9 protein-coding genes are annotated in these 13,945 nt (G+C 51.8%); all 9 read left to right on the top strand.

Going from position 1 to position 13,945, the window contains the following annotated elements:
* Nucleotides 1-209 precede the first annotated feature (209 nt).
* Nucleotides 210-2,456 (top strand): formate C-acetyltransferase, encoded by a 2,247-nt coding sequence (pflB, locus tag BMX45_RS18840; protein ID WP_090911000.1) that lies wholly within the window; start codon nucleotides 210-212, stop codon nucleotides 2,454-2,456.
* 43 nt (nucleotides 2,457-2,499) lie between these two features.
* Complete coding sequence (pflA, locus tag BMX45_RS18835) at nucleotides 2,500-3,225, top strand: pyruvate formate-lyase-activating protein (RefSeq protein WP_090910999.1); 726 nt, start codon at nucleotides 2,500-2,502, stop codon at nucleotides 3,223-3,225.
* A gap of 223 nt (nucleotides 3,226-3,448) precedes the next feature.
* The gene (locus BMX45_RS18830) at nucleotides 3,449-4,807 is read left to right on the top strand and encodes an ABC transporter substrate-binding protein (RefSeq protein WP_090910998.1); all 1,359 of its coding nucleotides are present in this window, start codon (nucleotides 3,449-3,451) and stop codon (nucleotides 4,805-4,807) included.
* Between the two features lie 92 nt (nucleotides 4,808-4,899).
* On the top strand, nucleotides 4,900-5,784 hold the full coding sequence (locus BMX45_RS18825) for a carbohydrate ABC transporter permease (RefSeq protein ID WP_090910997.1): 885 nt from the start codon (nucleotides 4,900-4,902) through the stop codon (nucleotides 5,782-5,784).
* A complete protein-coding gene (locus tag BMX45_RS18820; protein WP_090910996.1) occupies nucleotides 5,784-6,611 on the top strand; it encodes a carbohydrate ABC transporter permease in 828 nt (275 codons plus the stop codon). The genes BMX45_RS18825 and BMX45_RS18820 overlap by 1 nt, the downstream gene beginning before the upstream one ends.
* Nucleotides 6,612-6,633: 22 nt before the next feature.
* Complete coding sequence (locus tag BMX45_RS18815) at nucleotides 6,634-8,490, top strand: cache domain-containing sensor histidine kinase (RefSeq protein ID WP_090910995.1); 1,857 nt, start codon at nucleotides 6,634-6,636, stop codon at nucleotides 8,488-8,490.
* Nucleotides 8,468-9,253, top strand: coding sequence for a response regulator transcription factor (locus tag BMX45_RS18810; protein ID WP_090910994.1), 786 nt, complete (start codon nucleotides 8,468-8,470; stop codon nucleotides 9,251-9,253). The genes BMX45_RS18815 and BMX45_RS18810 overlap by 23 nt, the downstream gene beginning before the upstream one ends.
* A 96-nt stretch (nucleotides 9,254-9,349) precedes the next feature.
* Nucleotides 9,350-10,990 (top strand): beta-N-acetylhexosaminidase, encoded by a 1,641-nt coding sequence (gene nagZ, locus BMX45_RS18805; RefSeq protein ID WP_090910993.1) that lies wholly within the window; start codon nucleotides 9,350-9,352, stop codon nucleotides 10,988-10,990.
* A gap of 155 nt (nucleotides 10,991-11,145) precedes the next feature.
* A complete protein-coding gene (locus tag BMX45_RS18800) occupies nucleotides 11,146-13,881 on the top strand; it encodes a stalk domain-containing protein (protein ID WP_090910992.1) in 2,736 nt (911 codons plus the stop codon).
* The last annotated feature ends 64 nt before the right edge of the window (nucleotides 13,882-13,945 follow it).

The raw sequence follows: 13,945 nt of genomic DNA, 5'->3' as shown, positions 1-13,945 counted from the left end.
TTTTATCACAGATGCTGCGGATCAACAGGACTACAATAAAGGTGTAGCAGAAAGCTGAATCTCAGATCTTTGATATAGAAGCTTGAAGGCATATGGCGGGGCAGAGGTGCCATTGATCGTGAAAATAATCACATTAAAGGTCTGAGATAGATCAATGTGTGGTCCCGCCAGTCCCTGCAAGCTGCAGCATAATCTAGGAGGGATTCAATATGTCGGTGATTGAAAAAGAAGTTGGCTGGAAAGGTTTTAAATCAGGTAAATGGACCAAGCACATTGATGTTAACGATTTTATTGCAGAGAATATTACCCCTTATTATGGCTCTGATGATTTCTTGGCGGGACCTACGGACAACACCAAGGCACTGTGGGATATCGTATCGGATTTAACCAAGAAGGAACGGGATAACGGCGGGGTTTTGGACGTGGATGTCCATACGCCTTCCACCATCACCTCCCACCGGCCTGGCTACTTGGATAAAGATAAAGAACAGATCGTCGGCGTGCAGACCGATGAGCCGTTCAAACGCTCGATTCAGCCTTTCGGGGGCATCCGGATGATGATTGATGCGTGCAACGCATACGGCTTCGAAATGCCGCAGGCGGTGGTGGATATCTTCAACGGCATCCGCAAAACGCATAACCAGGGCGTATTCGATGCCTATACTCCGGAGATGAGAGCAGCGCGCAAAGCCGGGATTATTACGGGTCTTCCCGATGCATACGGCCGCGGCCGCATCATCGGCGACTACCGCAGAGTATCGTTATACGGCGTGGACGCGCTGATCCAGGACAAACTGAGAGAACTCGGCGAGCTTGAAGTGGACGCCATGGACGAGCCGGTGATCCGTCTGCGGGAAGAGCTGTCCGAACAAATGCGCGCCCTCAAGGAACTGAAAGAAATGGCCGGCATGCACGGCTTTGACATTTCCAAACCGGCGAATACGGCGAAGGAAGCATTCCAATGGCTGTATTTCGGTTATTTGGCCGCGATCAAGGAGCAAAACGGCGCTGCCATGTCGCTTGGCCGGGTATCTTCTTTCCTTGATATTTATATCCAGCGGGATTTGGCTGAAGGCATACTGACGGAAGAGAAAGCCCAGGAGCTGGTGGACCATTTTGTCATGAAGCTGCGGATCGTGAAGTTCCTGCGCACGCCGGATTACAACGAGCTGTTCAGCGGTGATCCGACGTGGGTGACCGAATCCATCGGCGGCATGTCGTTGAACGGTGAAACGAGAGTAACCAAGAACAGCTTCCGCTTCCTGCACACCTTGTACAATCTGGGACCTGCGCCGGAACCGAACTTGACGGTGCTGTGGTCGGAGAAGCTTCCGGAGGCCTTCAAAAAATACTGTTCGAAGGTATCGATTGAAACGAGCTCGATCCAATATGAGAATGACGATCTCATGCGTCCGATCTATGGGGACGATTACGGCATCGCCTGCTGCGTATCCGCCATGCGCATCGGGAAGCAGATGCAGTTCTTCGGAGCCAGAGCGAACCTGGCCAAAGCGCTGCTGTATGCAATCAACGGCGGGAAGGATGAGAAATCCGGCGCCCAGGTCGGACCGGAATATCCGGCGATCACCGCTGAGGTTCTGAGTTATGACGAGGTCATGAAACGCTTCAAGCCGATGATGGAATGGCTCGCGAAGCTCTACATGAATACCCTCAACGTGATTCACTATATGCATGACAAATACAGCTACGAGCGGATTGAAATGGCGCTTCACGACCGCGATATCCTGCGTACGATGGCATGCGGCATAGCGGGCTTGTCCGTAGCAGCGGATTCGCTGAGCGCGATTAAATATGCGAAGGTGAAGCCGGTACGCAATGAGCAAGGGATTGCGGTGGATTTTGAAATCGAGGGCGATTTCCCTTGCTACGGCAACAACGACGACCGCGTGGACGGCATCGCCGTTGAACTGGTCGAGGCCTTCATGAGCATGATCCGCAAGCACAAAGCCTACCGCGATGCCATGCCGACCCAATCGGTGCTCACGATTACGTCGAACGTGGTATACGGCAAGAAGACAGGAACCACGCCGGATGGACGCAAAGCAGGCGAGCCGTTTGCGCCGGGCGCAAACCCGATGCACGGACGCGATAAGAAGGGAGCCCTCGCTTCACTGACTTCCGTGGCCAAGCTGCCTTATGAGGATAGTCTGGACGGCATCTCGAATACGTTCTCGATCGTGCCGAAAGCCCTGGGCAAAGAAAGCGACATTCGGGTAAACAATCTGGTTGCCATGCTGGACGGCTACTTTGGCAGCAAGGCCCACCATTTGAACGTGAACGTGTTTGACCGTGAACAGCTGATCGATGCGATGGAGCATCCGGAGAATTATCCGCAGTTAACCATCCGGGTATCCGGCTATGCGGTCAACTTTGTCAAACTGACGCGCGAACAGCAGCTCGATGTCATTAACCGTACCTTCCACGGATCGATGTAAGGTTGGAAGACAACCATAGCGGATACAGAAAGGATGACGCACCATGCTAAAAGGTCATGTACACTCCATAGAAACGTTCGGAACGGTGGACGGTCCGGGTATCCGCTTTGTGCTCTTCATGCAGGGCTGCCTCCTGAAGTGTCAATACTGCCACAACCCGGATACCTGGGGACTTCATGAAGGACACGAAATGACGGTGGATGACGTGCTGCGAGAAATAGAGCCCTATCTGAGCTACTACCGGTCATCGGGAGGAGGACTCACCGTTTCGGGCGGTGAGCCGACGCTGCAGTATCCTTTTGTCACGGAGCTGTTCAAGGAAGTGAAGCGCCGCTGGAATTTGCATACCACCCTGGACAGCAACGGATATAACGAGCCGGATAAAATATCAGAATTGCTGGAGCATACCGACTTGGTCCTCCTTGATCTGAAGCATATCAACGATGAGAAGCACATCAAGCTGACAGGCAAGTCCAATGAAAGGACGCTGAAGACCGCCCGCTGGCTGTCCGATCATGGTCGGAACATGTGGATCCGGCACGTTTACGTGCCGGGCATCCATGACAGCGAGAACGATTTGGCGGCGCTCGGTCAATTCATCCGCACACTGCGCGGCGTGGAGAAGTTCGAGATCTTGCCATACCATCAGATGGGCGTGTACAAATGGAAGGAGCTCGGCATGGCCTATCCGTTGGAGGGCGTATCTTCACCGTCCGAGGAAGAAGTCGCACGCGCCTACCGGTTGATTGGCGAAATTTCCGAGAAATAGCCGTCGGTTCTGAACTCATTTTAGTTGTATAATATGAAACACAATATGTTATGATTAATAACAATAACCTTTCCTCTTTATGGAAGGGTTATTGTTTTTTGTAGAGGATATTATCCCTTGGATAGAAAAATATCGACCTATCGTAAAGTGGAATCGCTTTCTATAATGAAGATGTAAGGAAAGCGCCTATCAATATACAAAGACTTCGGGAGGGTCAAAGACAATGAAGAAAAAGGGTCTGGCATTATTCATGTCGCTTTTGTTCGTCTCATCCGCGCTTTTGTCTGCATGCGGCGGCGGTGACAAGGCGGCAGAAAAGCCGTCAGGCGGCTCGGAAGGAACGGTGAGCAATGAGCCGTTTGAAATCACCGTTCGCCATACGCAAGTAGGCGAATCCAAGAAGTTCCGACTCGCATTGCTGAACGATGTGGTCAGCAAAACCGAAGAAGCGGTGCCCGGGCTTAAAATCAAGCTGGACGCTGTAGACTCTGAAGTGAATCGTAAAGAGAAGTTGAGAGGCGAGATGGCTGCCGGCAAGCCGCCGGAAGTATTCGACGTATTCGGAAGCCCGGATGCAGGCGTATATTCCAAAGAAGGCCTGATGCTCGATTTGACCCCGATTTTGGATGAGCTCGGCATAAAGGACAAATTTACGACGCTGGACCCGTTCACGCATGACGGCAAGATCTATGGATTGCCGATCGGCGGTTCCATCGAAGGTATTTTCTATAACAAGGATTACTTCGCCCAGAAAGGTCTGAGCGTACCGAAAACGTTGGCGGAACTTGAGCAGATCGCCGAAGCCATCAAGGCCGACGGCAAAATTCCGTTCGCGCAATCTTCCAAGGATGCATGGATTCCGCTCATGACCACGAATAACCTGTGGAGTTATTATGCAGGGGCGGAGGTAACTTACGGCTTCAAGACCGGGGAAACCAAATGGACCGATCCGAAGGTCGTGGAAGGGGTGAAGAAACATCAGGAATGGGTGGAGAAAGGGTACTTCAAAAAAGGCGAGCTCGGCTTTGAATACGCGGACATGAGAAATCAAATCATCACCGGGGAAGCCGTCATGATGATGGACGGATCGTGGGCGAACTCCGTATTTAGAGATCCGGCGCAAGCAGGCGACATGGTCGGCAAGATCGGATATTTCAATCTGCCTCCGGTGAATGAAGGCGACCCTGTCATCGTCATGCAGGACGCTAACAATGGATATGGCTTCTCGGCAGCGGTAGCCGAGGATCCTCGCAAGCTTCAAGCGGTTAAAGAATTCATCAAAAATATGTGGACGGATGAGATGCAGCTGCGCGGACTTAAGGAAGACGGAGTACTGCCGGCGATGAAAATGGATCTGGAAACGATGAATTCCACGTCGGATGATCCGCTGATGCAGGATATTTTCAAAGGCGTCAGCGAAATCAACAAATCCTTCCCTGCCTTCGATGCGCTTGTTCAAGCCGACGTAAACACGGCGCTGAGCATGGGAATCCAGCAGGTGATCGGCGGCGAACTCGATGCCGAGAAGATGCTGGAGAATGTTCAAGCAGCACAGGAAGCGGCTAATGCTTCAGAGGAATAGCTAAAATTCCAGACGGAAGGGCACCACCCGCTAAAGGCATATGGGGGTGCCCTTTCGCCTAAACAACATCAGACATCAATACGGAGGTTACCATGAACAGAGCGCTGAGAAATCCTCTGATATACATCGTTTTTGTGCTGCCGGCATTCTTGCTGTTTCTGGCTTTTTTCATATATCCCATCTTCACTGCGTTTGACAACAGCTTTACGAGCTGGAACGGCATCTCCAAAGACGTGAAGTACATCGGGCTCGATAACTATGTGACCGCCCTGAATGACGATGCTTTCTGGAAGGCGGTCCGAAACAATGTCTATTTCATACTTTTTTCCTGCTTGATCCAGGTTCCGATCATCGTGGTTTTCTCCCTGCTTATCGCGAGCGTCAAACGTTTGAAAGGGATGTATAAAACAGCGGTTTTCGCACCTTCCATCATGTCGACGGCTGTCATCGGCATTTTGTGGGGATTCATCTACAATCCGGACTTTGGCCTGATGAATGAGATGTTGGGATTGGTTGGCATCGAGCCGATCTACTGGCTGTCGGATCGCAAATGGGCCATGATCGCCATCCTGATTACGAACGCTTGGCAATGGACCGGCTTTTACATTGTGATGGTGCTTGCCGCAATTCTGTCCATTCCCAAGGAGCTTGACGAGGCTGCGGCGATTGACGGAGCGACAGGCGTCCAAAGGGCTACCCAAATCACGCTTCCATTAATAATGCCAATTATCTCCGTTGTGATCATGCTTTCGATTGCGGGAGCCATGAAAGCCGCGGACATTATCCTGGTTATGACCAAGGGCGGGCCGGCCGGCTCCACCGACGTTATGGCAACCTATATGATTCGATACGCGATTACGAGTTTCAAGCATGGCTTCGGCAATTCGATCGCCGTGTTGATTTTCCTCTTCACGATTATCGTAACGGTGCTCTACCAGGTGCTGATTGCCAGACGCAACGAAAGGATTGAATACTGATGAGGGCAATAAAGAAACTGACTCCGCACATTTTCCTGATGGCTTATTTGCTCGTCATCCTGTATCCGTTCCTGTTTGTCCTGTTCTCATCCGTGAAGGTGGATAACCAGTCCATTGCAACGAATCCGTTTGGATTGCCAGGCACGTTGGTGTTTGATAACTATGTGAACGCTTGGGTGAGCGCCAAGATCAGCACGTATTTCTGGAACAGCTTATATATCGGCGTGCTGTCGGCCTGCTTATCGATCCTGTTTGCGGCAATGCTGGCTTTTGCCGTGACGCGGATGAGATACAACAGGATCAGCGCGATCATCTTCCAATGTATTTTGATCGGGATGCTGATCCCAAATAACTCTCTCTTGCTGCCGATATACGGCATCATGAGGCAGCTGGATATTCTGAATACGCATATGGCCCTGATTCTGCCCTATGTTGCAAATGCCATCCCGTTTTCTGTGATTATTCTGGCCGCCTTCATGCGGTCGCTGCCCGGTGAAATCGAGGAAGCCGCGGTCATAGACGGATTGAGGTCCGGAGGCTTGTTTGCTAGAATTATCTTACCTCTGACCGTTCCGGCCATCGTTACCGTGTTTATCATCAATTTCCTGGGTAACTGGAACGAATTCTTGCTTGCTAACTATTTCCTATCGAATGATGAACTGAGAACGCTGCCTGTCGGAATGGTCGGTTTCAGGGACGCTTACAATATGAACTACGCCCAGATGTCGGCGGGGATCGTATTCAGCGTGCTGCCGGTCCTTATCATCTATGCCGTTCTGCAAGAGAAAATCATTGAAGGCGTTACCGCAGGAAGCGTCAAGGGGTAATACGAGGAGCAGGAGCATGCGTATGAATTTGCGGAACAAACTATTCACGGCCTTTTTGGGGCTCATTATTATTCCGTTATTTGTGCTGGGCCTATTTACATTCTTTATTACCTACAACTCGATTGAGGAAAAGTACAGCCAGCAAGCCGAATATTCGCTAAAAGCGATCAGCTACAGCATTTTGAACGTGTTCAAGGAAATGGAGTACGTCACGGATAACGGGATTGCCACCTCCGTCTTCGCAATGGCCCTGAATGCCAAGGATCCCGATGCGCAGAACCTGATTAAGGAATCCAATGCGGACCAGCTGAAATTGAACGACAGGCAGCGAAGCTTTCGCAATCTTCTCTATAATCACCCTGCCATCAGTTATGCGTTTCTATATCATTTCAACAAAGAATCAGCACCCATTCCGATATTCAGTAAAGAGGATTTCAGGACGCTGCCTTATGAGCAGTTTAAGAACAGTCCCTTATATGAAGAGGTTGTGAAGCTGAACGGGATTCCCAAATGGCTGGCTCCGCACGAATTTCCGGAATTGACGGGGGCGGATCCGGTGTTTACCCAGATCAGGCTGATTAAAGACGTCACGACGCTCCGCAAGCTGGGGATTCTCGTCGTCCAGATCAAGAGATGGGAGTTCGAGGAGATTTTCCGCAATCTGACGCTCCCTAACAACCTGCAGAACACCTCCTTCATGCTGGTCAACAATGAAGGCTTCATTCTGTTTGACCCGCAGAACGGCATGGATGGTCAAAATATCAGCCAATACATGAAGCGTGACGTTGAGTTTAAGCAAGGCTATCAAAGCTTTAAAGCCAAGTTTAACGGCAAAGAAAATATTGTTTCCATTTATCATCTGAACGATTATGGCTGGAATATCGTCTCGGTGACCGATTGGAACTCGCTGTCGCAAGAGGTAACTTCCTTTGCCAAATGGTTTTTTGTCATCATGGGCATCTGTCTGGTTACCGCGATTGTATTCAACCGCCTGTTCATGAACCGGATTACCGGCACGATCGCCGTCATCGTGCGGTTTATGCGCCGCGTGGAGGATGGGGATTTGAATGCCAGAGTGGAAGAGAAGGGCGAGGATGAGCTTCTGCTGCTGTCGAAAGGGTTCAACAATTTGATGAACCGGATCAACAATCTGTTCGCGCAGATCAAGAAGGAGCAAAGGCAGAAGACCGATGCGGAAATGCGTGTGCTGCAAGCACAGATCAAGCCGCACTTCCTGTTTAACACATTGGAATCGATCAATGTCCTAGCGGTTCAGAATGAAGGTCGCAAGGTCAGCGAGATGGTGTACCGGCTTGCCAGCATTTTGCGGATCAGCATACAGGACAAGGAAGAAATTACGCTGGACGAAGAAATCAAGCATCTCCAGAGTTATCTTGAAATCCAAAAGTTTCGGTTCGAGGATCTGTTCGAATACGAGATCGACGTGCCGAAAGAGCTTATGCACAGCCGCATCCTGAAGCTGACGCTGCAGCCCCTGGTGGAGAACAGCATCCAGCATGGCTTTGAGGGAATTTCCTATACGGGATGGATACGCATCTCCGCCTGGAAGGAGCTCGGCAATGTCGTGATCCGGGTGGAGGACAACGGACTCGGCATGACCTCTGAGCAGTTGTCCATGTTTGAGTATATGGTGTCCGAGGATGGCGTATCCGAACAGACGACGATGCAAAACCTGAAAGTAAACCAGGAACGGCGGGGACTTGGACTGCGAAGCGTGGCCGATCGGCTTAGAATACAATATGGTCCATATTATGGGCTGTTCATATGCTCCAGCCGCCCCGGCGGCACTGTTATACAATGCGTCATACCCAATTATGACAGGGGGGAAGGGCAGCATGCTGAAGGCATTATTGGTTGATGATGAGGCTCCCATCCTGAACAATCTCAGCAAGGTTCTGCCTTGGGAAGAGATGGGCATGAAAGTCGTCGGACTTGCCCGCAGCGGGATGGAGGCGCTTGAAGTAGCGGATCAGTATAACCCGGATTTGATTCTGTGCGATATCCGGATGCCCGTCATGGACGGGCTGACCTTCATTACGAGGATCCGGGAGAAAGGAAGCCGGGCGGAAATTTTTTTGCTGACGGGTTATCAGGAATTTGAATATGCCCGTGAAGCGATCAAGCTGGGGGTTAAGGATTATATCAGCAAGCCGATTCATTACGGGGAGCTTGAGATGAAGATTCGGGAGATCGGGGAGGAAATCCGCAAGAAGAGGGCGAAAGAAAAGTATTACAATACCGTTTCGCTGATCGACGAGGCTCCGAACCCCGAAACCGTTAAGAAAACGCCTGAACAATTGGTATCGTCTGCCCTGGAGTACATCAACACCCACATGGGACAGGATTTGGGAATCGAGGAGCTTTCGGAGTATTTGGGCATCAGTTCCAGTTATTTCTGCTTGCTGTTCAAGAATCATGTCGGTCTTACCTTCGTGGAGTATTTGACGAGACAGCGGATGGAGGCGGCCAAATTCCTGTTAGTGAACAGCGACAAGAACATTGCACAGATCGGTTCCTTTGTCGGTTATCATGAGCGGCGGTATTTTACCAAGGTATTTCAAAAGGCTACCGGCATGACGCCATCCGAATTCCGGGAAATGTCCGGGGAGCCGGGTCTCTAAAGCTTTGATGGGACAAAAAGCAGGCAGGTAATCATCAGGTCATTTTCTTCCGACTTGCGGCGTCCTCTAAATTGATAGAAAGTAGGTTTGGAATCAATGAAATGGACGGCAGCAGATTTATCGCTAGAGCAAAAGGTAGGACAAATGTTCATCTGCGGCTTCAACGCATTGACGCCGAATGAGCATGCCAACATACTGATCGAACAATTTCAGGTGGGGGGCATCTGCTATTTCCGCCGGAACGTGAAGACGCTGCCTCAGCTTGCCGAGCTGTCGGCATCCCTGCAGCAGCTCGCTTCGGGCAGCCAACCGTTTCCGCTTCTGATCTCGATTGATCAGGAGGGCGGCATGGTCGCACGAATCGATCATGAAGGCATCAGCCGCATTCCGGGCAATATGGCGCTTGGAGCAGCGGGCAGCGCAGAAGATGCCTACAGGGTGGCGCAAATCGGGGCGCGCGAATTGCGATCGCTCGGCGTGAACATGAACTTCGCGCCTTGCCTCGACGTCAACAACAATCCGCGCAACCCGGTTATCGGTGTGCGCTCCTTCGGCGAAGATCCCCATGCCGTTGCCGAGCTTGGGACGGCGGCGATTAAGGGTTATCAGGAAGAAGGGGTGTCTGCTACGGCCAAGCACTTCCCGGGGCATGGCGACACCAGCGTCGATTCCCACCTGGGGCGGGCATCCGTACCGCATGATTTGGAACGGCTCCGGAGCGTTGAACTGTTCCCTTTCGCACAAGCAATCAAGGACGGTGTCGATGCCATCATGACGGCTCACGTCAGTTTCCCGGCGATTGAGCCGAGTGATCTGCCTGCAACGCTTTCTCAGGCTGTATTAACGGGGCTGCTGAGGGAGGAAATGGGCTTCGAAGGTTTGATCGTGACGGATTGCCTCGAGATGCATGCGATCTCCAAGGAGTACGGCATTCCGGAAGGCGCGATACGCGCGATCGAAGCAGGTGCGGACTGCGTGCTGGTCAGCCATACGCTGTCGGAGCAGACGGCAGCGATTACGGCGGTCATCGAGGCTGTCCGGAGCGGGAGACTCTCGGTAGAGCTGATCGACAAAGCCGTTGATCGGATTTTGGCGCTCAAACAGCGTAATGCGAAACTCGTCGAAGAGCTTCCCGTCCACCCGATTGGCGAGGTTGCCGCAGAGACCAAGCAGTTGCTCGCTCAAATCGCAGGCAGGGGAATCACGTTGGTAAAAGACGAAGGGCAGCTGCCTCTTAAGCCGGAGCAGGCGGTTGCGGTGATCTGGCCGGAGCTGCTTCAGGCGACCCAGGTCGATGAAGCATGGAGCAAGAGCTACACGCTAGGGGATGCCCTGAGAAGTTACGGCGTGCAGGCAGACGATCTGCGCGTCGGGACGGATATGTCCGACGAAGAGGTAGAGCAGGCCGTTAAAGCCGCGGAAGGATATAAGCAGATCGTGGTGGCTACGTACACCTCCGAGAGCCGTCTTCCACAAGGTCAGCAGAAGCTTGTTAGCAGGCTGAGCGAGCTTAAGGATGTGACACTCGTTATCGTCGCAACCCGCAATCCGTACGATATCAATGATCTTCCGCCAGTTCCCGCATATTTGTGCAGCTACGAGAATACGCCTTACTACATGAATGCGGCCGCGGGTGTATTGGTTGGCAAAGTTAAGCCAGAGGGTAAGCTTCCGGTAAGGATCAGCAAGACCTATCCTCTCGGTTGGACCGGTAATCAGGACTATGTCAATAATTAAATAATGGTTGCTCAAACCGGAGTCTTCCTGCCTAGGAATGCTCCGGTTTTCCTATTTTCCAGCCATTTCTGAGAAACTTTTCGGGAAAGTCGGCGTCTAATAGTATGTCCAATAGAGGCAGACAGACTATACTGAGAGTTTTAAAGGAGTAGAGAATGAATTTCAAACGAATCTCGATGATTACAGTCCTTGCCGCGGCCCAAGTATCCATGGCTTTTCCCGTGGCAGCTGAATCACCGGATGTTACAGCTCCGGCGCTAAACGGGCAACCAGCGCTGCAGTCCCCGGTGGAAGGACAAAGCCAGGCAAACAGAGAACAACAGACGGACTTGCAGCAAGCGGAGGAAACGCCGGCAACGCCAACCGAAACACCTTCCGATTCAATCGAAGGCACGACCAGCGATCCGAATGCCACACCTTCTGAACCCAATGAACAGCAGGAGGACTTGGCAAGCGATCCTTCCGATAATGAAGTATCTGAGAACGAAGAGGGAAGCCCGTCCGAAAGCAAGCCCGAAGTCGGCTCCACCAATGCAGCCGCTAACGAACTGGTGCTGCTGATGAACAGCAATGTGATGTACCATAACGGCAAGCAGTACAAAGCGGGACAGCCGATGGCCGTGAAGCAAGGGGTATCCTATGTCGCCATTCGCGCCATGGTGGAGCGCGCAGGACTTAAGCTGTCTTACGATAATAAGACGAAGGAAACCATTATCATTAAGGATGGCAATGAGCTCCGATTCACGACAGGAAGCAGCAATTATAAAGTCAACGGACAGGTGCGTCCGATGAAAGGCCCTGCCTACCAGAGCAACAACGTGTTTATGGTACCGCTGACCGCGATCACGCAAGCGCTTGATATTCCATACACGGTGAACCAGCCGGAGAAGAAAGTGATTCTCGATCTGTCCGGAATGGGCAGCGGCAGCAACAACAGCGGCGAAAAGCCGGGCGGCAGCAGCGGCGGCGGATCCGGCAGCGAGGTTCCGAACATACCGAACCTCGGTCCGAATGATCTGATCCTGATGATGAACAGCAACAAGATGTATCAGAACGGAAAAGCGTATACCGCCGGACAGCCTATGGCAGTCAAGAATGGTGTATCCTATGTCGCGATTCGATCCCTCGTTGATCGTGTCGGCCTGAAGCTGACCTATGACGGCAAGACAAAGGAAACGATTATTATCCGAGGCAACGATGAGCTGCGCTTTAAGACAAACAGCAGCGTATACACGGTGAACGGCGTTCGAAAATCGATGAAGGGACCGGCTTACCAGTCCAATAATACGTTTATGGTGCCGCTTACCAGCATCACGCAGGCGCTGGACATCACCTACCGGGTCGACCAGCCGAACAAGCGGATCATCCTGAGCCTGAGCTCCAAGCCGGTGGCATCCTTTACGGTGCAGCCTGGTGAAATCTTTGCCGGACAAACCAAGGTAACGTACAAGACGAATGCCTATTCGCCGACAGGCCTGGCTATCGTAGACGAGCATTGGGAAGGCCGGGAAGATGTGTTTGAAGAGCCTGGCGTGCATACGGTTTCCTATTCGGTACAGGACGCCAGCGGGGAGTGGAGCGATCCGTATATTTTGAGCATTCATGTATCCGCACCGAATACGCCGCCTGTGGCCATGTTCGACACGGATAAACAGCAATACAAGATCGGTGAGAAAATTACGTACATTAACATGAGTTATGACAGCGATCCCGGCGATGAAATTACGTTTAAGTGGGAAAACAACGACCAGGCTTTCTTTACGGCAGGGCCGCATAAAGTGCTGTTGATCGTGACCGATAAGCATGGGGCGACCAGCTCATACGAGAAAATCATCAACGTAACGAGCGAAGTGCTGTATACGCGCGATCAATTCAATCAATTATTTACGGGCATCGGCGACAAATACACGTTTGACGGATCGGCCGTGCCGACATGGAATCTGATGCCGATTACGAGAAGCTCCGAGCCGTACCTGTTGATTCGCAGCAACTCTCCGGAAACCGTCTATCAGGAAGGTATCGTATATCGCGAGATCGGCAATGCCAGCACGCGCTTCATGATTCACCACTTGAATGCAACCGGGAAGAACATGAAGATGTACGTCGTAGCGACCAACATCAACACGATGACGGCGCGTCTGACCACCGAGTATACCGGTTTGGGCGGTCCGATCAACATTCCGACTGCTACGGGTAAAGCGGCTGTGCAGCGCTATCTCGAGTCCATGCAGTCAGCGGAGGCATTCAAGACGATTTCGCTCGCACCTGGCGAAAGCCGGATCATCCTGCAAGATTTGAGCGCGCAAACCATGAAGAATCAGCAGGTGCTGTCCATGTTTGCCGACCTGTATTCGGATTCGCCGATTCGATATGATGTCATCATGATCGATGAAGCCAAGGATCCGATCCAGAAACTGCCATACCTGAAGCTTCACCCGGCCGATGGCATTCATAACCGGGGAACCTACCCGGACTCGACCCGAATCATTGAATCCTATGATTTGGTAGGCAGCACGCCTACGCGTCTTGCGATTGGTGATAAGACAAACGATCCGAACCTGGAAGGGTATGACGGCATTAACGGTTCATATCAATCCAACGCCGGTAACTTCGGCGTTCTGTACAAAATCAAGCTGCACCGCGTAGCACCCAATACGCTGATCACGCTGAATCCGCGCGGAGGCAAATACATGGGCGCGATGATGGTGAACGGAAACATCATTCAGACGCCGAACACCAGCGGTGGTGCGGTATCTGCACCGAATGAAGCCGCCGTTCTCTATCGTACGGGGAATTACGAGCAGACGGTGGAAATTCTGTTTACGGCAGCACCAGGAAGCAGCCTGCCGATCAACATTCTGCTCCAGCCTCTGCCGCAAGTGAAGAACTAATCCTATTTATTCATAAACAACAAGCGGACAGCCCATCAGCCGAAACACGGCCCGGGCTGTCCTT

The sequence above is a fragment of the Paenibacillus sp. cl141a genome (genome assembly GCF_900109305.1).
Lineage (GTDB): Bacteria > Bacillota > Bacilli > Paenibacillales > Paenibacillaceae > Paenibacillus_AQ > Paenibacillus_AQ lautus_A.
This window is presented reverse-complemented; position numbering and strand designations above follow the sequence as displayed.